This is a genomic window from Sediminihaliea albiluteola (assembly GCF_014077625.1).
GTDB classification, from domain to species: Bacteria; Pseudomonadota; Gammaproteobacteria; order Pseudomonadales; family Halieaceae; genus Sediminihaliea; species Sediminihaliea albiluteola.
Window position 1 is genome coordinate 736,255 of the sequence record NZ_JACFXU010000014.1, and the last position, 22,207, is coordinate 758,461.

21 protein-coding genes are annotated in these 22,207 nt (G+C 54.1%); 6 read left to right on the plus strand and 15 right to left on the minus strand.

Annotated elements, in window-relative coordinates:
* Positions 1-10 precede the first annotated feature (10 nt).
* From mmsB to H2508_RS10245, 5 genes are all read right to left on the minus strand, one after another.
* The gene (gene mmsB, locus H2508_RS10225; protein WP_182172788.1) at positions 11-895 is read right to left on the minus strand and encodes a 3-hydroxyisobutyrate dehydrogenase; all 885 of its coding nucleotides are present in this window, start codon (positions 893-895) and stop codon (positions 11-13) included.
* A 38-nt stretch (positions 896-933) separates the two neighbouring features.
* On the minus strand, positions 934-2,046 hold the full coding sequence (locus H2508_RS10230) for an enoyl-CoA hydratase/isomerase family protein (protein ID WP_235965177.1): 1,113 nt from the start codon (positions 2,044-2,046) through the stop codon (positions 934-936).
* A gap of 8 nt (positions 2,047-2,054) precedes the next feature.
* The gene (locus tag H2508_RS10235) at positions 2,055-2,843 is read right to left on the minus strand and encodes an enoyl-CoA hydratase (protein ID WP_182172793.1); all 789 of its coding nucleotides are present in this window, start codon (positions 2,841-2,843) and stop codon (positions 2,055-2,057) included.
* A complete protein-coding gene (locus tag H2508_RS10240; protein ID WP_182172796.1) occupies positions 2,840-4,000 on the minus strand; it encodes an acyl-CoA dehydrogenase family protein in 1,161 nt (386 codons plus the stop codon). Before H2508_RS10240 ends, H2508_RS10235 begins: the two co-directional genes overlap by 4 nt.
* 69 nt (positions 4,001-4,069) lie before the next feature.
* Positions 4,070-5,566 carry a CoA-acylating methylmalonate-semialdehyde dehydrogenase gene (locus H2508_RS10245; RefSeq protein ID WP_182172799.1) on the minus strand — a complete coding sequence of 499 codons (1,497 nt, stop codon included), beginning with the start codon at positions 5,564-5,566 and terminating at the stop codon, positions 4,070-4,072.
* A gap of 155 nt (positions 5,567-5,721) precedes the next feature.
* On the opposite strand from H2508_RS10245, the gene H2508_RS10250 reads away from it, so the two are divergent.
* Complete coding sequence (locus H2508_RS10250; RefSeq protein ID WP_182172802.1) at positions 5,722-6,603, plus strand: AraC family transcriptional regulator; 882 nt, start codon at positions 5,722-5,724, stop codon at positions 6,601-6,603.
* Between the two features lie 106 nt (positions 6,604-6,709).
* The gene (locus H2508_RS10255; protein WP_182172805.1) at positions 6,710-7,288 is read left to right on the plus strand and encodes a DUF4136 domain-containing protein; all 579 of its coding nucleotides are present in this window, start codon (positions 6,710-6,712) and stop codon (positions 7,286-7,288) included.
* 36 nt (positions 7,289-7,324) lie between these two features.
* Here H2508_RS10255 and H2508_RS10260 read toward each other — a convergent pair whose 3' ends face one another.
* Complete coding sequence (locus H2508_RS10260) at positions 7,325-8,293, minus strand: 2-hydroxyacid dehydrogenase (RefSeq protein ID WP_182172808.1); 969 nt, start codon at positions 8,291-8,293, stop codon at positions 7,325-7,327.
* Positions 8,294-8,474: 181 nt separating this feature from the next.
* Here H2508_RS10260 and H2508_RS10265 point away from each other — a divergent pair, with 181 nt between their 5' ends.
* Positions 8,475-9,200: a cupin domain-containing protein gene (locus H2508_RS10265; protein ID WP_182172811.1), complete on the plus strand. Its 726-nt coding sequence runs from the start codon at positions 8,475-8,477 to the stop codon at positions 9,198-9,200.
* Positions 9,201-9,232: 32 nt separating this feature from the next.
* Here the strand turns inward: H2508_RS10265 and H2508_RS10270 are convergent, their stop codons facing one another.
* The 4 genes from H2508_RS10270 to H2508_RS10285 all read right to left on the minus strand — a co-directional run bounded on the left by H2508_RS10270 (position 9,233) and on the right by H2508_RS10285 (position 13,368).
* Positions 9,233-9,997, minus strand: a complete 765-nt coding sequence (locus tag H2508_RS10270; RefSeq protein WP_182172814.1) for an SDR family oxidoreductase — start codon at positions 9,995-9,997, stop codon at positions 9,233-9,235.
* 163 nt (positions 9,998-10,160) lie between these two features.
* A complete protein-coding gene (locus H2508_RS10275; RefSeq protein WP_220463686.1) occupies positions 10,161-11,546 on the minus strand; it encodes a mechanosensitive ion channel domain-containing protein in 1,386 nt (461 codons plus the stop codon).
* Entirely contained in the window at positions 11,547-12,764 is a 1,218-nt protein-coding gene (locus H2508_RS10280) for an MFS transporter (RefSeq protein ID WP_182172817.1), read from the minus strand. It lies immediately after the preceding gene.
* A 40-nt stretch (positions 12,765-12,804) separates the two neighbouring features.
* On the minus strand, positions 12,805-13,368 hold the full coding sequence (locus H2508_RS10285; RefSeq protein WP_182172819.1) for a UbiX family flavin prenyltransferase: 564 nt from the start codon (positions 13,366-13,368) through the stop codon (positions 12,805-12,807).
* 142 nt (positions 13,369-13,510) lie between these two features.
* Between H2508_RS10285 and H2508_RS10290 the strand changes: the two genes are divergently transcribed.
* A complete protein-coding gene (locus tag H2508_RS10290; RefSeq protein ID WP_182172822.1) occupies positions 13,511-14,020 on the plus strand; it encodes a GNAT family N-acetyltransferase in 510 nt (169 codons plus the stop codon).
* Here the strand turns inward: H2508_RS10290 and H2508_RS10295 are convergent.
* The 3 genes from H2508_RS10295 to H2508_RS10305 form a co-directional block, all read right to left on the minus strand.
* Positions 14,017-16,089: a TonB-dependent receptor gene (locus tag H2508_RS10295; RefSeq protein ID WP_182172825.1), complete on the minus strand. Its 2,073-nt coding sequence runs from the start codon at positions 16,087-16,089 to the stop codon at positions 14,017-14,019. The genes H2508_RS10290 and H2508_RS10295 overlap by 4 nt on opposite strands.
* Before the next feature lie 344 nt (positions 16,090-16,433).
* Positions 16,434-17,279 (minus strand): YbaY family lipoprotein, encoded by an 846-nt coding sequence (locus H2508_RS10300; protein WP_182172828.1) that lies wholly within the window; start codon positions 17,277-17,279, stop codon positions 16,434-16,436.
* Positions 17,280-17,410: 131 nt separating this feature from the next.
* Entirely contained in the window at positions 17,411-17,632 is a 222-nt protein-coding gene (locus H2508_RS10305) for a hypothetical protein (RefSeq protein ID WP_182172831.1), read from the minus strand.
* A 71-nt stretch (positions 17,633-17,703) separates the two neighbouring features.
* Between H2508_RS10305 and H2508_RS10310 the strand changes: the two genes are divergently transcribed.
* The gene (locus tag H2508_RS10310) at positions 17,704-18,756 is read left to right on the plus strand and encodes a mechanosensitive ion channel family protein (RefSeq protein WP_182172834.1); all 1,053 of its coding nucleotides are present in this window, start codon (positions 17,704-17,706) and stop codon (positions 18,754-18,756) included.
* A gap of 13 nt (positions 18,757-18,769) precedes the next feature.
* On the opposite strand, the gene H2508_RS10315 is transcribed toward H2508_RS10310, so the two are convergent.
* A complete protein-coding gene (locus H2508_RS10315; RefSeq protein WP_182172837.1) occupies positions 18,770-19,117 on the minus strand; it encodes a hypothetical protein in 348 nt (115 codons plus the stop codon).
* A 60-nt stretch (positions 19,118-19,177) separates the two neighbouring features.
* On the minus strand, positions 19,178-20,638 hold the full coding sequence (locus H2508_RS10320; protein ID WP_182172840.1) for a sulfatase-like hydrolase/transferase: 1,461 nt from the start codon (positions 20,636-20,638) through the stop codon (positions 19,178-19,180).
* 87 nt (positions 20,639-20,725) lie between these two features.
* On the opposite strand from H2508_RS10320, the gene H2508_RS10325 reads away from it, so the two are divergent.
* Positions 20,726-22,186 carry a coniferyl aldehyde dehydrogenase gene (locus H2508_RS10325; protein ID WP_182172843.1) on the plus strand — a complete coding sequence of 487 codons (1,461 nt, stop codon included), beginning with the start codon at positions 20,726-20,728 and terminating at the stop codon, positions 22,184-22,186.
* Positions 22,187-22,207: the final 21 nt, after the last annotated feature.

Genomic DNA, 22,207 nt, shown 5'->3' on the forward strand with positions numbered 1-22,207 from the left:
CCGCGAGCACTTAAGCCTTAAGCTTTTGTAAGATACTGGAGAAGTCCAGCTGCCCATTGCCGGCGGCCTGGTGCTCGCGAAATAATTCCTCCGCAAGCTTACCTAAGCGGTTATTAAACTTTCCCTGCTCGGCAACTTCCTGTGCCAAACCGAGATCCTTAACCATCAGGTCGACCATAAAGCCAGGCTTGTAATTGTTACTCGCAGGGGCCGTTTCCATCACCCCTGGATAGGGGTTGTAGAGTTCTAGTGACCAGTTGCGGCCCGAACTAGCCTGCATAATTTCAGATAAAACTTTGGGGTCTAAACCATTGCGAGAGCCCATTTCTAATGCCTCACAAGTGCCCAACATATGAATTGCCAGCAGCATATTGTTGCAAGCTTTAGCCACCTGGCCGGCACCAGCAGAGCCGGCATGGAATATATTTTTTCCCATATCGGCCAGAATCGCTTGAGCTTTTGGAAAGACCTCAGCCTCACCCCCACACATAAAAGCAAGGGTACCGGCAGCTGCCGCCGCCACACCGCCAGACACTGGCGCATCCATAAAACCAATGCCCAAGGCTGCAGCTGCCGCCCCAACTTCTCGAGCTGTCGCGGCATCGATAGTGCTGCAATCTAAAACCGTGCTGCCCTTAGACAAGTGTTGCAGTAAGCCTTGCTCGCCCAAGTAGAGGCCCGCCACGTGCTTACCCGCCGGCAACATACTGATCACATAATCTACGGCACTTGCAGCTTGTAGCGCGGATTCAGCGACCTCTGCACCAGCTTGCGCCAAAGCCTCACAAGCCGCTGCCACGAGGTCAAACACGATCACCTTATGCCCGGCCCGCAGCAAGTTGCTAGCCATAGGGCCGCCCATATTACCTAGACCAATAAATGCTACTGTTGCCATGTCTCCGTCCCTGCTTTGTTTTTATTCAATAAAAGACCTTATAAATTGGCCAGCGGGTTTTGCTCCCAAGGCGCATGAAAAAAGGCATCGAGTAGCGCTCCCTGCACTTCCCTTGAACTGTTAAATTGCCAGGCTGGCTGACGGTCTTTATCAATCAACAAGGCTCGCACGCCCTCGGCAAACTCGGGAAAGCGCACAATATTAGTGGCCAACTGGAGCTCTGACTGAAACACCTCTTTTAGCGAGGCGTGGCGAGTCTCCCAGAGCTGCCGGTGTATCCATAAGGCCGCCAGCTTAGAACCGTGGGCAAGACCGTCCCGCGCCCGGGACAGCCACGGATCCTCCGTTTGCTGTGCCACTATATTATCAATCACCTGATGCACATCATCGCCGTCACAAAGGCGGTTGATGGTGGCCATATGAGGTTCCACCTGGCCCGCCGGCAGAGTGCTCAGACTGCGTTCGGCAAAGGGGCGCAAGCAGTGGTGCATCATGCCGTGGTTATCTGCAGCACTCATTGTCCAAGCTTGTTGCTGTAAGCTATCAAGCACCGCTGCCTTGTGCTCACTGCTAATAAAGCGATCCGCCAAGCCAGTGTAGAGCGCATCAGCAGCATTGATAGAGGCGCCAGTCAAAGCCAGAAACAGGCCCGCCTTACCCGGCATGCGATTCAAAAACCAGCTGCCACCGACATCTGGAAATAGCGCAATTGTCACCTCCGGCATAGCGATCCGCGTAGTCTCTGTCACCACGCGATGAGCGCAGCCCGCCATCACGCCTAAACCACCGCCCATCACAATGCCGTGCCCCCAACACAGGATCGGCTTTTCATAAGTGTGTAAGCTGTAGTTCATGCGATATTCACGGGCGAAGAAATTTTCTGCGTAGTCACAGGGACCACCCGGATTCTCTACGGCCGAGCGATACAGCGCCTGCACATCACCACCGGCACAAAAGGCCTTATCGCCCGCAGCATCAATAAAAATTGCCGCAATATCGTCGTCATGGCGCCACTGGTCGAGCTTGGCCTGTAACAGGTCTACCATCTGCAGCGTAAGGGAGTTCAGAGTAGCGGGAGCGTTCAAGGTCACGCGACCAATGCGGCCGCTAGCAGCAACTAACTCATCAAATTGCACTGTAGGATTAGTCATGCCGGCTCCTAACGGTTTTTCCATTGAGGGCTGCGCTTCTCCAAGAAAGCATTGACACCTTCACGCTGATCTTCAGTTGAGAATAACTCTACAAAGAGCTCCCTCTCAGCCGCCAAGCCATCGGCCATCACTTTATTACGGGCCGAATGAATCAAACGCTTGCAGCGACCGATCGACGAGGGGCTCTGTTGTCCGACCTGTTCGGCTAGAGCGAGGGCCCTATCTAAGGCCTCCCCCTTAGGCACGACTTCTTCTACCAAGCCAATGCGCTCAGCCTGCTCAGCTGCAATACGCTCACCACAGAGAATCATCCGCTTGGCCCAACCTTCACCGACCAACCAAGACAAGCGCTGAGTGCCTCCGGCACAGGGCAACAAACCCACTTTGGCTTCTGGCAAGGCCATCTGCGCACCTGCCTCAGCAATACGAATGTCGCAGGCTAAGGCAACCTCTAGACCTCCTCCCATGGCAAAGCCATTGATTGCTGCAATCGATACGCCACGAAAATCCGCTAAAGCTTCAAATGCCTCGCCGAAATAATCTGCCATCTCAGCCGCAGTTTTCGGATCGCCATCGGCAAATAACTTGAGATCAGCACCGGCAGAGAAAAACTTTTCTCCCGCACCAGTCAACACCACGGCATAAATTTGGTCCTCGGTGTTGAGTTTTTCTACGAGTGCCTTTAGCGCCGCTAAGCTTTCAGTATCCCAAGTATTGGCAGCGGGGTTATCGATCGTCACCACTGCCGTATGGTCACGCAACTCCACTTTAATTTTATCGGATGTACTCAGGCTCATTTAATGACCTCCAGTGCGCCTTCCATTAATAATCTACGCGCGATAATGACGCGCATAATCTCATTAGTGCCCTCTAGAATTTGGTGTACGCGAGTATCGCGAAAATGTCGTTCCATCGGGTATTCACGGATATAGCCATAACCGCCAAAGAGCTGTAGCGCCTCGTTGCAAACAGCAAAGCCGACATCCGTTGCAAAGCGCTTGGCCATGGCACAATAAACCGTAGCTTGGCTATCATCGCTATCGAGCTTGTAAGCCGCCAAGCGCACCATCTGCCGCGCCGCCACTAATTCGGTGAGCATATCGGCCAGCTTAAAACGGGTCGCTTGAAAGTCTGCAATCGGCTCACCAAACTGCTGCCGCTCCTGCACATAAGCCGTGGCTTCTTCTAATGCCTGCTGGGCAGTGCCTATACTGCAAGTTGCGATATTAATGCGACCGCCATCCAAGCCCTTCATAGCAATGGCAAAACCCTGCCCCTCTTCACCTAAGCGGTTTGCCTGGGGCACCCGGACATTATCAAAACTGATGGTACGTGTGGGCTGTGCATTCCAGCCCATTTTTTGTTCTTTCTTACCGTAGCTAATGCCCTCGGCATCTGCCGGTATCAGTAGAGCCGTAATGCCCTTGGGGCCCGCCTCCCCAGTGCGCAGCATCACCACTAAGGCGTCGGTCTCTCCGGCACCGGAAATAAATACCTTACTGCCATTCACCAGGTAATCACTGCCATCTTTAGTCGCGCTGGTTTGCAAAGCGGCGGCGTCGGAGCCCGCAGCAGGCTCTGTGAGACAGTAAGATGCCAATTTATTACCCGCCACCAGTTCGGGGCACCAAGCATCTATCAAAGCCTGCTGAGCATAATTGCCGATCATGCTCGTGGCCATATTATGGATAGTGATAAAAGCAGCGGTCGTGGTACAGCCTTTGGCCAGCTCTTCGACAATCAAGCTCGCATCCAGACGGCCCATGCCCAAACCGCCGGCCCGCTCAGGGCTATACATGCCCATAAAACCCAAATCACCCGCTTGGGCCAGCACCTCCTTAGGGAAAATACCCTCGGCATCCCATAGGGCCGCATTGGGAGCGAGCATCTTCTCGCTAAATGCACGGGCACTATCTACAAAGGCCTGCTGGTCTTCACTCAGAGAAAAGTCCAAAAATACTTACTCCCTTTATCCTTCGCTCACTACAGCTGAGCTAATAACTAATAAGCATCCCATACTCAGCTAGCGCAAATTAATACTCATATTAGGCTGCTTAGTACTACTTTCGGTATGGGTCCACTTGGCTGTAATCGTTTTAGTTTCTGTGTAAAAGCGCACAGCTTGCTTACCATAGGCATGTAGGTCACCACGGAATGAAGCGCGCCAGCCCGTAAAAGAGAAAAATGGCAGGGGCACTGGAATGGGGATGTTAATACCCACTTGGCCGACCTGGATTTCGTGCTGGTATTTGCGCGCAGCGCCACCGGAAGCTGTGAAAATTGAGGTGCCATTTCCATAGGGGCAGTCATTGACTAGAGCGATGGCCTCATCGAGGGTGTCGACATTGATACAGCACAATACAGGGCCAAAAATCTCTTCCTGGTAGATTGCCATATCGGTGCTGACATCGCTAAACAATGTCGGGCCCACCCAGTTGCCATCCGGCAAAGCCGGTACTTGGTAGTCACTGCCATCAAGCAGACAGCTGGCGCCCTCGGCTTTGCCCTGAGCGATTAAGCGCAACACCTTGTCATAGGCAGGCTTAGAAATAATCGGGCCATAACTAGCGCCGGCATCATCCCATGCTCCGGGTCGCGCCTGACTCATTCGCTCCTTAAGCTCTTCAAGCCAGAGCTTAGAATCGCCGACAAACACCGCTACTGAGATAGCCATACAGCGCTGGCCGGCAGCGCCAACTGATGCACCAACCAAAGCATTAAGCGTAGCGTTTTTATCAGCATCGGGCATGATCACCATGTGGTTTTTGGCGCCCATCATGCACTGGACACGTTTACCCGCATCGGTCCCGGCACGGTAAATATGATCACCTACCTTAGAGGAGCCGACGAATGAGATCGCCTGGGTATCCGGGTGCTGTAAGAGCTGGTTCACCTGATCAGCACCACCATGCACCATATTCAATACGCCCTTGGGGGCTCCGGCTTCAACAAAGAGCTCGACCAATCGCAGCGGCGTTAAAGGGTCTTGCTCGGAGGGCTTGAGCACAAAGGTATTGCCGCAGGCGATAGCTAAGGGGTACATCCACAGCGGAATCATCGCCGGAAAATTAAAAGGAGTAATGCCCACGCAGACCCCAAGGGGCTGGCTGTAACTGTAGCTATCGATGCCACTGGCCACATTCTCTAGGGTCTCCCCCATTAGATTAGAACCGACATTAGATGCCTGCTCCACCACTTCGATACCGCGCCACACATCCCCCTTGGCATCCTCGAAAGTTTTACCAGTATCTTGAGAGAGAATTTCAGCTAGTTCATCGTGATGCTCCTTGAGTAAGGCGCAATAGCGCATCATCAGACGGGCACGCTCAGAGACCGGCACATTGCGCCAAGTGGCGAAAGCCTGTTTAGCACTGGCCACTGCGGCATCCACCTCATCCTGGGTCGCTAGTGGTACTTCAGCCAAGAGTTGCTGGTTGGCCGGATTAATTACCGGCAACTTGTTGCTGCTGCCGCTTTGAACGAATTCACCGTTGATGAACAGGGGGACCTGAAGTGCCATGGGATTTACCTGCGAAATTGTCGTGTTATTAAATTAAGTTACTAGCAACAGTAGCACTCCTTCAGAACAGCGCACATTGACGAAGTTGCGATCTTCATGGACTATATTGCTGCCTATACTGCCCTATTTGGGGTTAATTAGGGATATTCATTCGAATGAGCACACCATCACAGTGGCCGCTACCACCTCAGGGGATGCGTTTTTTGACCCCCGCTTTCCTGCTCCAGCAGCTACACCGCCACCCCTTAACCCGAGACTGCTATCCGACGGCAATGGGCTACTATCCTCGGGCTCACAGCCACCGCATGCGCCGCGCGCGGCACGATGACAATTTACTAATGTACTGCGTTGACGGATTTGGCCGCTTGCGACTGGGCGAGGCCTCTTATTCAGTTGGCGCTGGGGATCTGGTGTTACTGCCGCAAGGATTAGCGCACAGCTACAACGCGGCCACAAGCCAACCCTGGACTATCTACTGGGTTCACTTCCAGGGCGTGAGCTCTCGTATTTTTAGCGAATATCTGGGCTATGCTGAAAAAAAGCCAGTACTTCATGTCGGCTTGGCACCGACTCTGGCGATGAATTTTCACAGTTTGTTATCAGTAGGACAGACCGGCTATTCCAGCAGCGCCTTTATTAATGCCGCCAATCAGCTGCGCCACTTATTCACCCAATTTGCCCTGGCCGCCAAACATGAGCAGGCAGCCCAGCCCGCGGGACTGGACCTAGAGACTCTGCGCGCTTATATGCAAGAAAACATCCACCACAGCTTAGAGCTGGATGACTTGGCGGCTGTCGCCCACCTGTCCAAGTACCACTTCTCCAAACGCTATCGCGCGCTGACCGGCTATTCGCCGATCAAACATTTCCTCCATATGAAAATAGAATATGCCTGCCAATTGCTCGACAGTTCGGAGCTCAGTGTCAAATCTATTGCCGCCACCATCGGCTACGATGACCCGCTGTATTTCTCTCGACTATTTCGCAAGGTCATGGGACTCTCACCACGAGCCTACCGTCATTCTGTGCGCAAATAATGCCCGCCTGCCCAGCGTTTAGCGCGCCTAGTGGCATTGCTAGCTGATACGCTGGCCGACTGTTAAGATTTGCCACTCAGCACCGCGACCAATAATGAGACTCACTATGTCCTTGATTAAAGCCCTAGCTAGCACAACGCTGCTAATGATACTTGCCGCCTGCAGTGGCGTTGAAACTCATCCCGATGACACTCGAGCTTTTGAGGCCGCCAACTACCATTACTACACATGGCGCAATGAGCCGCTAACTAACCAAAGCAAGTCCACTGACCCGCTGTACCGTGTCGACCCACTACTGCGTCAAGCGGTAAACGAGGAACTCAGTGCCAAAGGCTATGTACTTGACCCAGCGCGGGCAGAATTTACTATCGACTATATTTACGCCACGGGTTTACGCATGGGAGAGACCAGCCGTGAGGCTAGTAATATCTCTCACCACCCTGGTGTGATCCCCAATCGCAATATGGACCAGGCTCAGATTGATAACGCTATCGCACTGGGCGGAGTGAAGGAAACAAGTAATATCGCTTTACAGTTTCATGACATCAAGCAACGCGAGCTGATCTGGCGGGTCACTGTTACGAAGATTCTAGAGCGGGTCCACAACACTGAAGGCGAAGCGCTGGCCAAGACCCTGCGCCCAGCCATTCACCATGGCCTGAGCTCTCTGCCTGAGGCGCGCTAACTGATCAGAGCAGCGCCGGCACTGGCGAGCTCGGCGCTAATACACTTCCGGATTAACGCAGTTCGGCATCAGCTCGCCCTTGAGAGCTGCAATTAAATTGTCCACGGCCAAATCAGCCATCCGCGCTCGAGTCAGAGTAGTTGCGCTAGCAATGTGGGGTGCCAGCACAACGTTGGGTAAGGTCAGCAAGGGGTTGTCGGCCGGCACAGGCTCCTGCTCGAAGACATCGATACCGGCAGCATAAAGAGCGCCACTGCGCAGTGCTTCAGAGAGCGCCAGCTCATCAACAATGCCACCGCGCGCGGTATTAACCAGAACCGCCCCAGGCTTCATGGTTGCAATACGATCGGCATTTAACAGGTTCCGAGTGGCCTCAGTTAGCGCAGTATGCACGCTGACAAAGTCACTGCGTAACAGCAACTCATCCAGGCCCACCTGTTCAACTCCAGCAATATTTTTTTCGCGGCGCGACCAAGCTAGCACCTTCATGCCAAAACCTGCTGCGCGCCGGGCCACGGCTTGGCCTATCGCACCCAAGCCGATAATACCTAGCGTGGCACCGCTGACATCTTTGCCAGTAAAGAACTCTGGTGACCAGGCATTCTCACTGCGCCAGTGCCCCTCCCGCACAAAACGGTCGGCCTCACTAATCCTGCGCGCTGCTGCGAGCAGGAGCGAAAATGCTGCATCGGCAGTGGTTTCCACCAATACTCCAGGTGTATTACCTAAAGGGATTCCCCGCTCGCTAAGCGCCTGCACGTCGATATGATCGAAGCCAACAGACATACTCGAGACAAACTCCAGCTTAGCCATACCAGCGATCAGTGACTTGTCTAGGCGATCTGTCAGCATGCACAGTAGTCCATGACAAGTGCTCAGCTCTTCGCGCAGAGTTTCCGCTGGCAACAAGCCCGGCCCCATCCACACATTCAAATCGCAAAGCTCAGCTAACTCATGGATTCGAGCGCCGGGCATTTGGTGGCTTACAAATACTCTCTTGATCATGCTTGGAGCATACCGCAAAGTATTCTGGCGACAATAGTCTTGCGGGCAAAAAGTTGCTTCTTTCGGCCACTGCAGTAGCCTCTAGCTATTGCCCGACTGGAACGAGCCCAGACAATAGGAGTCCAAGCAAGTAACAACAACTGTTACAGTGACACCTCTAAATGAACAGGTTTATTTTTATATGAACAACAAATATCAAGCCATTCATGGTGATTTGAGTAAACGCGTAGTAGTGGATACGCAGGCCATGTCTTGGAGCCCCAGCCCCGCTAACAAAGTGTGGCGCAAGCGCCTACATCAGGTGGGGCCAGGCGAGTCCGGCCAAGTAACATCCATTGTGCGCTACGAGCCAGGCGCCCGCTTCCACAAGCACGACCACCCGGAAGGCGAAGAAATTTTAGTGCTCGAGGGCGTATTCTCTGATGAGCAGGGCGACTGGCCTGCGGGCAGCTATCTGCTCAACCCCGAAGGCTTTTGCCACGCCCCTTGGTCTGAAACGGGCTGCACCCTATTTGTGAAACTCCGGCAGTTTCCCGGACACGACCGCGAGCGTGTCGCCATTCAGACCAGAGACCAGGCTTGGCAATCATCTGTGCGCCGCAGTGTGCAGTGGCAAAAACTTTACGCTCAAGATCCCTACACCGATTTTATGCGCCTTGAAGCTTGGGACTCTCCCGATGAGATGGGCCAGATCAACTTCCCACAAGGCGCAGAAGTGCTGGTAATAAAGGGTAGTTTCTCAGATGAAAACGGCCACTACGGCACGCACAGCTGGCTGCGTATTCCAGCCGGAGGTTTGCTTAACCCAATCAGTGATGACTACTGCGAGGTTTACATCAAAGAAGGCGGTTTTAGCTACTTGCGCGAGGCCCTCGACACCGTCAGCGCCGAGGCAGCGGCAGAATAATATGCCGCTGCAGCACAGCCTGCTCAGCTCTTTTAGAGAGTCATGCCGCCATCGACCACGATGCATTCGCCATTAGTGTAGCTGCTGGCATCAGAGACCAAATATAGCACTGTGCCAGCCATTTCCCGCGCTTCCGCGTGGCGCTGCATCGGAATACGCTCAGTCACCGCTTGGTAAATCTCTTGGTTGTCGAATAGGGCACCGGCAAACTTCGTTTTAGTTAACCCCGGTAGCAAAGCATTGCAGCGAATACCCAAGCTCGCACACTCCTTAGCAAAAGCTTTAGTCATGTTGACTACAGCGGCTTTGGTGATGGAGTAAATGCCCTGCATAGGACCAGGCTGCAGCGCATTGACCGAGGCAGTATTAACGATCGCACCACCACCGCTATCCCGCATCAACTTGCCGGCCTCCACCGACATAAAAAAGTAACCGCGAATATTCACTTCTACGGTCTTATTGAAAGCGGCTAAATCAGTGTCGAGAATATGGCCGAAATAAGGATTGGCCGCAGCATTGTTCACACAGATATCAAGTCGACCGTGTTGCTGGCGAATATGAGCAAAGACTGCCGCGATATCCTCCATATTGCCTACATGACAGGCAACAGCTTCGGCGCTACCTCCGGCCTCTTCAATAGCCTCGGCCACGCGACGGCAATCTTCAAGCTTGCGACTCGAGACAATTACATGTGCCCCCTGCTCAGCCAGCAACATTGCGACCGCTTCGCCAATACCGCGACTGGCGCCGCTAATCAGCGCGATTTTGCCTGTGAGATCAAATAGTTCTGTTGCCATAAATACTTCCTCACTACGCTTTAACTGAAAGCAAGCAGTCGGCTACTTCGACTGTCGCCATGCATCTTACAACTCTGTGCTCCATGAGCAGACGATAACTGCCCAATACAAGCGCTCACTGCCGCGTCGTATTAAACCAGGCTTAACACCCACAACTTAGTATTCATTCGCTTGGGCGTCCGTCATCGAGTAAGTCGTCTTCACCCTTGCGCATTAACTCTTGGTCCACCTTTTCACTGAGGTGGGTATCTGGGGAAACATCCAAGGCGGCTTCTGCCACCTCTGCTAACTCTGTCGGCAAGCTAGTGCTAGCCACCTCAGTATCTTCTTGCTGCCGCAGATCTGGCTTGCTCACGCGCTCCTGTATTTGCTCATCTATATTCGAGTCAAAACGCAGCCGGTAAATGGGCTCTGGCAGAGTAAAGCCCCGTCGCTCCAAGACCTGCATGACCGCTCGGATAGCTAAACTACGGGCTTTACCAAAATTAGTATCACGCTGATCTACCCAAGCACTGAAACGGAGTACGATATTGGAGTCTCCTACGGTAGCAATCACCGCTCCTGGCGCTGGTTCTGCTAACACAAAGTCCAGGGCGCTTATTGCCTTGAGCCCAGTTTGCATTGCCGCGACCGGATCATCTGCTGCATCGACCCCTAGTTCAAAGCTAAATTTGCGCTCGGGGTTAGTGCTGTAATTTAAGATAATGCCCTTAAACACATTGGCATTGGGAATCCGCAAGTGGTTGCCATCGAGTGTCATCAAAATAGTGGCCCGCGAGGTCAATCGCACCACAATACCTTCGTGATCATTGATCACCACGTGATCCTTAGCGCGAAATGGCTGACGCAAGCTAAGCATGATACTGGCAATATAGTTTTCAATGGTATCGCGCACCGCAAAACCAATCGCCAGACCAACTACCCCCGCACCACCAAGCAGAGTTGCCACCACCTTGCCGGCACCGAGCAAATTGAGCGCGGCAATGAGACCGAGTAAAAAGCCCAGCACACGAAAAGCCTGTGCCAAGAGCTCAGACAAAAATGCGTTGGGGGTAATTTTATTCAGCAGTGTTTTACGCCGACTTAAATAAGCGCCGGCAACACTAAAAGCCACTACCAGCAACAGCGCCACCAACAACAAGGGCAAGGCCTTAATAAAGGTAGCTAAATGTTGCGTAAAGCTAGTGATCAATGGTGCCACGTTCTGACGCAAATCAAGCGTCCGGGTGATGTCATCTTCCACCTCGACCACCCCCTCAAGGCGGCCCGATAAGCGCTGCGCTTTCTCTGCATCGGCTTCGTTGGCAGCCTCACCACTTAGGGTCACCACCCCCTCTTTGACCTCTACTTGAATCGCCTCTAGGCTGCTTATCTCTGCGAAAATACTCTCTATACGGCTTTTAATCCGCTCGTCTGCCTCAGCATCATGCTGTAGGGACAAACTTGCCAACTCACCTGTATCGGCCGCCGGTGGTTCAACTTGCGCTGCCAACGACAAGGGTAAAAGCAGCCCGATACTCACTAATAAAGCCAAATAAATAATGCGCACTTAGCGTTCTCCCGTCGTAGTAACTGAGGCCTTGGGCTCAGTCCCAGTGGCGGTGAAGATACCGCCTTTGGGGCCCTCCCAGAACGCCCAAAAAAGGTAGGCCGATAGCACCACTAAACAAGCAAGCCAGGCGCCAGCGTATCCAAAGAGCGCTAAGTTAGCCCCTGCCAACAGTGGTCCAAAGACGCGCCCCCAAGATGAAGCAGCGCTACTTGCCCCCATAATACGGCCTCGAAACTTTGGCTCTGTGCGCTGCGAAGTGATGCTGTTCAGCAAGGGCATACACAAAGTCATGCCTGACATCGCAATAAATACCGCAGTTAAAATTGTCGTCTTAGAACCGGCAAATACCGCAAGTAAAACGCCACTCCAGAAAATTAACAGCATGATGCGCAGAAAGCGCCACTCACCTAGCCAGCGGTTCACAGGCCCCAGCACACCAGCTTGCAGAACCACCATAATGCCGCCCTGAACGCCGAATACTAGGCCTACGTCCTTAGCTGTCCAGCCTAAGACATCTCCCAGCCACAGCGGCACCAAGTACATAAACGAGCTGGAGACACTGTTGTGCAAGGTATATTGCAGTATTAGCAGACGCTGGCCACTGTCCCGCAAGAAACGCCAAGTCGAGCTCTGCTTGCCACTTTGATAGTACGCACGATTTCTCGCTCGATGCTCAGCACTGAGTGACTCAGGCAAGAATAATGCCGCGGCCAAAATAGCCAATAGCGACATAAGGCCAGCGACGATACAGGGCAACATAAAGTCACCACTATCGCCCGCCAGCACCCCACCGAGAAAAGGGCCCAGCATAAAACCTAAGCCAAAGGCTGCACCGATAATACCCATACCCCGGGCGCGATTTTCTGGCCGAGTAATATCGGCCATCATGGCAGTAGCAACACCGATATTGCCCGCCATAACCCCGGCAAAGGCCCGGGCAACATAAACCATCCACAACTCTGTCGATAGGCCGAGCATGACGTAAGACAAAGCGGCTCCAGCGAGACAGATCATAATCACGCGCTTGCGGCCAATGCGATCCGATAGCCGGCCCCAAAAGCTGCCGCACAAACCCGAGCCCACGGCATACACCACAATAATCAGGGCGATATCGATCTTGCTTGCACCGAGCTGCGGCGACAGAAAAGGCAGAATCGGAATGACAATGCCAAAGCCAATAAGGTCTAGTAATACAACACCAAACAACACTGGCATAGGGCTTCAGACCCCCTGTGGGCGGGAGCTAGAATACAACTTATGCACCCTGCCAGCGCTCCACTTCAGGCAGGTTTAGCCCAAACAAATCCAGCACTCGGCCGACACTCTGGGTGACCATGTCATCGATACTTTTTGGGCGAGTGTAAAAAGCAGGCACTGGCGGCGCAATCACTGCCCCCATTTCTGACAACTGGGTCATGCTGCGCAGGTGACCGCTATGAAGGGGGGTTTCACGCAGCATCATTACTAGCCGGCGGCGCTCCTTCAGCACCACGTCCGCTGCGCGGGTCAGCAGCGAGGAGGTAACGCCCGTTGCCACTTCTGACATGCTGCGCACCGAGCAGGGCGCAATCAGCATGCCTCCGGTGTTAAAAGAGCCACTGGCAATTGAAGCGCCAATATTTTTATAAGCATGCACCTCTGTGGCCAGCCCCTTCAGCTCGTCTAGGCTCATGTCCATCTCGTGGTGCAGGGTAAGTTGTGCCGAGGGCGTTATGACGAGATGAGTTTCGACCCCACTGCTGCGCAGAAGCTGCAGGGCACGCACCCCATAAATAATGCCTGAGGCGCCACTGATACCGACTATCAAACGCTGTGTCATGGCCCTGCCTGTCAAAAAAATGATCTATGCACTGTAGCAGCACAGCGCCTGAAATTCACCGCCCCTCAGGCTTGTAACACTCAGGCTTGCCTATCCAGAGCAGTGTTGAGGTACCATGCCGAAAAGCTCAGAGAAACCCGTCATGCCTGGAATCAAAACCCCGCGCCTGCTCATTGAGAGCCTGACCCTCGCTGATGCAGATTTTATTTTAAGCATGCTCAACGACCCCGATTTTGTTGCCAACGTGGCTGACCGCGGTATCCGCAGCCTAGAGCAGGCGCGGCAGTACATAGCGGATGGCCCCCTGCGCAGCTATCGTGAGCTGGGTTTTGGCATGTATATACTGCGCAAGCGCAGTACCAGAGAAAGCATCGGTGTGTGCGGCTTATTTAAACGAGCGGAACTCAAGGATGTCGACATCGGCTACGGCTTGCTGCCCGCCGCTAGAGGCCAGGGCCTAGCACTCGAAGCAGCACAAGGCGTTTATGATTACGCCACTAGTGAGTTGGGGCTGACGCGACTTGTCGCTATTGTCGCCCCAACTAACGCGCCCTCCATTAAACTGCTAGAAAAACTCGGCTTGCGTTATGAAAGCGAGATTCAACTCGCCTCGAGCGATAAGCCGGTTCTACTCTATGCTTGGCAAGCTTAAAAACGATAGCGCAGCCCCGCCTCAATACTGCGTCCTGCCTCAGGCGCCACATCCCGCAAAAATGAAGTGCTCAAGCGAATTTCTTCATCTTGGAGATTCTGTAGCGTAACAAACAGCGTCAGTTCACCAGCGGCGACGGCGAGGCGGTAGTCGGCACCGAGATCCCAGCGTCTATAAGCAGCAGTGTCAGCCTCATTAAAGCCAGCTCGCTTTTGCTCTGCCACATCGACGCCGCGAGCCCACAATTCCAAAGCCTCACCCTGCCACGACAAGCGCCCACCAAGGCGCCTCGGTGGCAAACGCGGCACATCTGCGCCGCTATCTAACTCACCGCGAATCACATCGCCAAACAGACTCAACAGCACTGTACCGCCGGCCACAACAGCCAAGCTAAACTCGGATTCTAATTCCAAACCCTTGAAGCTGGCATCGGCCTGCTGGTAACTGAGCACAGGCATGCTGTGATATTCGAGTCCGGTATTTTCAAGACTGATGTAATCGCTAAAGTCGTTGTAAAACAGCGTCGCTTTGACAAAGTGCGCAGCCACGTCCCAGCGCAAAGACAGGTCGGCGTTGTAAGACACTTCGGTATCAAGGTCGGGGTTACCAAGCTCAATAGCATTGGTGGCTGCGTGAGCCACATAGTCTGCAAGCCCAACTGCCTCCACGTTAGAGTACAGCTCCTCGATCGCCGGCGCCCGTTCGGCGCGGGACAAAGCCAAGCCTAAGTGCCAGGCATCGCTGAACTCCCAAATACCCGAGGCAGAGACACTGAAAGAACTAAAGCTACGATCCGGCGCTGTCACCGAGTCGGGCTTGCGCTCATCGCGATCAAGTCGCAAGCCACCTTCAAATGTCCAGTCGCCGCGGTGATAATCCTCGAGCAGAAAAACCCCAAAGCCGCGGCTGTCAGTGACAGGTACAAAGGCCTCCTCACCCAGTGCACTGAACTCCCGGGCACTGGCTTGCAAGCCCAAGACGCCGTGCAGGCTGGCTATAGGCTTATGCAGCAGCTCAAGCCGTCCCTCCCAACTGTCACTATTGTAGCGGGTGCCCAACTCGCCGGAAGGCTCCAGTTCACGGTGTTGGTAGTCGGTGTAGCTCAGAAAGGTTCGCGCCACCTCCAAGCCCGGCAAGGGGTCGTGTAAGTGGAGCGCCGCGTCATAGCGGGTCTGCTCTAAATCGATGCGAACACCGCCCGCTGAATGCTCACTGTGCAGCGAATGCTCCGCAGCGTGCTCCTCCTCGAGCGCATGCTCGTGGGCACCTGCGGGAATGCCGTAATTATTCTCCAAGCGATTAAGGGATAGGCCCACAAAGCCCCGATCAAAATGATAGCTGCCGCCAGCGGTAACACTGCGAGTACGGCCATCACTGTTATCTATATATCCTTTAGCAGCCTGCTCTTCCGATCCGTGATCGTGTGCTTCGCCATGCTCATCATGCTCTTTTGTGGCATAGCCCGGGATCCGCAGGTCGTTCCAATCGCGGCTAAGACCATCTAGGTGAAAAGCAAAGTTGCCGCTACCCGCCTCCAACCTGCCCACCAGGGTGTCCATATCCGAGGCGGCGTTGTGGCGATACTCTAGCCCCCCTTCTGGGCCGGCCAAGGCTTTAGTCGGAATACGGTTATCTATCACATTGACCACTCCGCCAATAGCACCTCCACCATAGAGCAGCGTAGAGGGGCCACGCAGCACCTCGATACTATCGGCTAACAAAGCTTCTACAGACACCGCATGGTCAGCACTTAAGCTAGAAGCGTCAGCGCTGCTCGTGCCATTTTGTAATACAGTGACCCGAGGCCCCTGCTGACCACGAATCACTGGCTGCCCGACTGCGGGGCCAAAAGAGGCGTTAGCTAAGCCCGGGGCGTTATTTAAAGTGTCACCGATGGTGGCCGCTGCCGCTCGACTGAGCGCATCACCACTCAAGACGGTGACGGGCAAAGCCGTTTCGGCTGTCTGTTTGTGCAGGGGCACGGAAACCAATACGTGCTCCATGGGCAATTGCTCAGCAAATGCCCGCACACCGGCAAGCGCCAGTGTGATCGCTATCATACGTTGCATTATTTACTCCTGTGATGAGTGAAAAAACTGATCTCAGGAGTCGGCGGGAGGCCCCCGCGTTTGGCGAGAAAGACAGCGAAAGCTGAGCTCCGCAGGGCGCTGCCCTAGAAGCACCGTGCCTACAAACACTAGCAGTGCAAAGCCCGACACGATGCTCACGAGGGGCAGAGCTACCGGGGTTTTGCAGAGCAAACAAGCCGCAGTGCTCTCTTCTATCTGGTGAATGTGTCCAGCCTCTAGGGCTGGCTGAGCCGCCGTGCACAGCAGAGCTAGCAGCACTAGTATCTTTACTAGGCGCGACGAGCTCTGCATGGCAGGGGGCAAGTTGTACATCGGTCTTGGAACTACTCAGCCGGCTTGAAGGTGGCTAGCTCTTCACCCTCAGATAGCAGACTCAAGTTGCCATTGTTCAAGCGGAAGCTGTCGACCTTGGCGAGCATAGCTAAATAGCTTCTCTCAATCTCACTCCCTTCAGCACAGGCCATCATGGTGCTGGCTAAGGGGGTGAAGCTCAGAGAGCCGCTGTGCTCATCGCCGCCCTCACTGCTGAAGCCGCCGCTTAGGCGATTACAGCCCGAGAAGCCACTGACCCTTGCCTCTGACTCAGCACTGGCGGCAGTGAAGCGCAGGTCGAGTGCTTTACCGCCCTCTCCCTTCCCTGCGGGCTGCCCAGCTAAACTCACTAAGTGCCAATAGCTGCCATCTAGGGGCGACTGCGCAGCACCAGCTTGCTCCGGAGCTTCGGGCACCTGATAAACCATGATCTCAAGGGGCTGCTCGGCAAAGGGATCTATGTAGTCAGTGCTGGTAAAAATTGTTCGCCCTTCAACAATAATGCTTGCGCGCATTGCATAGCGCTTACCGGCTTCAATATCCGCTGTGTTATAGCTCATGCTAAAGGGGTAAGGCGGGCCAGATGAGTTAGGCAAGGTGAGCGTCACCAGAGTCGAAGCGGGGGCGTCAGGCTGAGAGATATCTTGTAATTCCACTTCAATCTCAGCCGAGGGGGCTAGCGCTATCCGCTCGCGGTACAGAACCTGTCCCTCAATGGTATCGGTCATCGCAGCCTCCTGGCCTGAATTACTCGCTGAGTCTTGTCCACAAGCAGCAAGCAGTAACATCGACAGCCCCAAGGCTAGAGGGCGCCAGAGCTGTAACAAACCTTTACTAGGACTGTCATAACGCATCATTTTTGATCTCCTGATTGCTAGTAGCTGCAGCCTGTTTCGCACAGGCACAGTAAGCTGTGACCTTCCCTGTGCAAGAAAGTTGCGCCCATGGGGCGCGCATTTTCACATCTCAGCCAGCAATAGCAAAGCAGCTAATGACCTAAACTTCGGCGACTTAAAATGACCGGGGGCCAACAGTAGCTAAATTCGGGCGAGGAAATCATCAATGGCCGCTCTGGCAAGAGGCTCATTAAAATTCGGGTTACAGTGCCGCCATCACCACCGACAAGTTCTGGGTCGAGAATATTAATAATGCCCTCGATCAGACCATAGAGCTGCTTAACGCCACAGGAGAAAGCTGCAAAACGCGGCAAGCAGGGGTGCGCTCAAAGCCAAGAGTGGCTAAGCTGCCCTTTTAAACCTTATGCCTCAGGAGCTTGTGTCTATGGAGCCGATACTGGAACTGCTCAGTAAATTTGGGCCTTTTCTTATCTTAGTGGTAGTCACAAGCCTTATCCTATTGGCCGCTAACCGTCTCGCCCGGCGCAGCCAGCAAGGCACCGCCGGGGCCCTGTATCAACTGCTGAACTGGGTCACCGTGTCTCTGGCGGTTTTGGCTGGCGTGGTCGCGCTGCCGCTCAACTCCGAAACCCAGGGACAAATACTGAGCCTCCTAGGTCTTGTGCTAACTGCTGTTATCGCACTGTCATCCACTACCTTTGTGGCCAATGCGATGGCCGGCATCATGCTGCATGCCACGCAGCCTTTTAGGCCTGGTGACTATGTGCAGGTTAATAAGGAGTTCGGCCGCGTCACCAAGCGCTCCTTAATCCACACCCAAATTCAAACCGAGTGGCGCGACATCACCACGCTGCCGAACATGCTGCTAGTCAACAACCCTGTAACGGTAATGCACCGCGACGGCACCATCATCTCAGCTGAGGTATCCATCGGCTACGACGTGGCCTACACCAGAGTGCAAGAGCTGCTCATACAAGCCGGGACAGAAGCCGCCTTAACTGAGCCCTATGTGCTGGTACAAGAGCTGCTCGACCATGCTGTGCTGTACCGAATCTGCGGCTTTCTGCCGGAAATGAAACACCCCTTGAGCGCGCGCTCTAATCTGCGCAAAAAAGTCTTAGAGCAGCTCCATGGCCACGGCATAGAAATCGTTTCACCGGCCTTTATGAACCAGCGTGCCTTAGACCCAGAGCGCCCAGTTATCCCAGAGCAACCGGTGATGACAAGTCCGCAAAGCAAGGCAACTCAGGACACTGCCCCAGAAGAGAAAATTTTCGACAAAGCTGAGCAAGCCGCCAGCGTTGAGGAGCTCAAGCAGCAGTTAGAAGCGGCGCAACAGGCTGTTAAAGACCACAAAGCACAGCTCAAAACCGCAGGCGATGAGCAACGCGAGGCACTAGAAAAGAGCATTGAAGTATTGGAACTACAAGCTAAAAGGCTGGCTGAGCGGGTAGAAAAAATCACCCGAAAAGACTAAAGCGATACCACCCTTAGAGCTCCACCTCGCTTTGAAACTCCTGCTCAATACGCTGCTGTAACTCGTAGCGCGCCACCCCGCTGCGACGGTTTGCCTGAGTCATGCGAGTGGTATAGCGCTTGCGACGATAGTGAGCGACCAAGCGCGGGAAACGCTCAACCTCAATCTCACCGGCAATCAGAGCCTCAATAAAAGCAATGTCGATACCCACACGATAGGCAATGCGGCTGGGGCGGATTTTGTTGGCATGAAACTCGGCCACAATATGAATCTGTTGCTCGCGCCCATAGTGGCACTCGCGGGAGTAACCAAAGGGTGGCGACGGCGTGCGCGTATCAGCTTGTAGGGTAAGCTTAGTCATGAAATTCTTTTAGCACTTGTTAAAAGTCTTGCCAAGCCCAGTGCTTAACAAGCTATCCGATTAAGCTCGACGAGAGCGGCGCATAAAATACCAGAAGCCCAGTACCAATAACACGCTAATTGCAATCAAACTGCGCCGCAGGTCCCGCTCCCTGCGATACTCCGATTGCGGCGACAGGACCCCACTTAAACTGCCTCCGGCGAGCTCTAAGTGCTGCTGCAAGCGCTTTTGTGCCGCTGCGCCATTAGCGTCGAGCTCAGCTAGCGCAAGGGGGGTCTGCTCTAGTGGGTCCTGTTGCAGATTAAAAAAGCGCCCATCCTCATAGAGCTTCCATTGGGCGTCAAATACATAGCGCGCCGGCTCATTGTCACTCCAGCGGGGGTCGTAGTGCATAAACAAACTATCCCGCCATTCATCGCTGCCTTCATTGCGCAGCAGCGGCAGCAGCGAGCGGCCATCGATATCGGCGGGCAAGGCTGCTCCGCCAAGCTCAAGCAGCGTAGGCAATATGTCAGCCAAGTACACCAGCTCATCACGGGATGAGCCCGGCGCAATTGTCCCCGGCCACCAGGCGATAAAAGGTACATGGGTCGAGGACTGTAAGGTTAGCGCCTTGCCTCCTCGCAGCTCCTGACCATTACGACGCGAGGTGATTTTACGATCTGTGCCGTTGTCGCCGACGAACAGCAGTAGGGTGTTATCAGCCACCCCGCTCTCTTCCAGCACTTCGCGCAACTGTCCGACAATGCTGTCCATTGCTTCTATCATCGCGCTAAAGCGCTGCTGGCGATCACCATCGCGCTGCCCCGGCGTGCCGCTAAAGGGTCGGTGCGGCAAAACCATTGGATAGTAGGCCAAAAAAGGCTGCCCTGACGCGGCACTCTCGCGAATAAACTTGGCCAGCGCCGCAGAGAATAACTCGGGACCATACTCGCTTTCCCGGTGAGGGACTGGGCCCTGGGGTCCGGTAATGGTCGGCCCCCAGTAGCGGTCAGTCTCGCCTTCTCTGGCCGCTATCTGCCACAGTGCATAATCTTGAAAGCCTGCCGCCGCAGGTGTCATGCCCTCTAAATCTTGATACTTGTTGCTCACCAACTGCCACTTGCCCGCTGCAAAAGTGCGATAGCCAACCGCTGCCAGCGCTTGAGCAAAGGTCGGCTGGGCCGGGTCTAAATAGCCAAAATGACTGTAGTTGCGCCAGCCGTCCTTACCGGTCAGTAGCATAACCCGCGAGGGGCTGCATAGCGGTGTGGCGTGACCCTGTTCAAAGCGCATGCCCTGAGCGGCCAGGTCATCTAAGGCTGGGGTTTGATAGGACTCGCCACCGTAAGTGCCCAGTGTTTCTACACCCAGGTCATCTGCCATGATCAGCAAAATATTGGGCCGCTGAGCCGCGGAATCCGGCGCGGCCTCATTGGCCAAAGACGCAGAAGTGCCTGCCAACGACATCATTAGCAGCATAAAAATAGCGCTTATTAACTTTCCACTGGTAATCTGATTGGCCACAAATAACTGTTCCATAGGCTTAATTTGCTTGTTGCAGCGGACTATACTGGAATGATTAGCGATCTGCCTCCTATCCGGGGGCTCAGCGAGGAGAAAGCCATAATGAACGCACCCGAGACGATCAGCGAACACTCAGACATTGAGCTTCAAATGAACGCCACACTGGATGCCCAACGGGCAGACTATCTCGCCGAAGGCATTGTCACAGCAGAACAGCGTATCGACCGCTTAAACCGCGGCATCGATGTGCTGATCAAGTATCAAGACCAGGTGGTCGAAGCGCTCAACAGTGACTTCAGTTGCCGCCCTAGGCAGGTCAGTCTAATCACTGATGTGGCCGGCTCCATCACGCCGATGAAGCACGCTAAAAAGCACCTGCGCAAATGGATGAAAGGGGAGCGTCGCCCGACCATGTTCCCTTTAAACCTCTTGGGCGGACGCTCGCGCATCGAATACCAGCCACTGGGAGTGGTCGGTGTTATTTCGCCGTGGAACTTCCCAGTTAACCTAACCTTCGGCCCTCTTGCCGGTATTCTTGCCGCCGGTAACCGGGCGATGATCAAGCCTTCTGAGTTTACCCCCGCGACCTCTGAAGTCATGGCTATGATGGCCAAAGAAGCTTGGGACGAAAAAGAAGTTGCAGTATTTACTGGCGGCCCCGAAGTCGGTCAGGCTTTCTCGGGCCTAGCCTTTGACCACCTACTATTTACCGGCGCTACCTCAGTGGCACGTCATATTATGGCCGCCGCCTCGCGCAATCTGGTTCCGCTTACTCTTGAACTGGGCGGCAAGTCGCCGGTGATAATTTCTCGCAGTGCCGACTTAGAAAAGTCACTCACTCGTATCATGCTGGGCAAGACCCTCAACGCCGGCCAAATTTGCCTCGCACCAGACTACCTAATGGTGCCAGAAGAAAAACTGCATGAGGTAATAGAGCTTACGCAAAAGGTGGTGAGCGACATGTACCCAAGCCTACTGGACAATGAGCAGTACACCTCTATCGTCAATGCGCGCCACTATGAACGCCTGCAAGGCTATTTAACTGAAGTGGAAGAACGCGGAATCAAAGCAATTGTGATCAACCCTGCCAATGAAGATTTCAGCCAGCAAAGCGGCACCCACAAAATCCCTCCGACACTGATACCTGAACCCTCAGATGATCTAAAAGTCATGCAGGAAGAGATTTTCGGCCCGCTGCTGCCCATTCGCACTTACCGAGACTTCGAAGAGACCATTAGTTATATCAATGCTAATCCTCGCCCCTTGGGAGCCTACTACTTCGGCGAAGACCAAGGCGAACAAGAAGCGGTGCTCAAGCGCACGACTTCGGGCGGTGTTTGCATCAACGACGTACTGATGCACGTCATGCAGGAAGAGCTGCCCTTCGGCGGTGTCGGCCCCAGTGGCATGGGCTCCTATCACGGTCATCAAGGCTTCAAAACCTTCAGCCATGCCAAATCCATCTACCATCAGGCCAACGCCAATATCGCCAAGCTTGGTGGCATGCTGCCGCCCTATGGCAAAGCGACCGAGAAAACAATCAGCATGCAAATTAAGAAGTAGCTATCCGGGCCAAGGATTTGC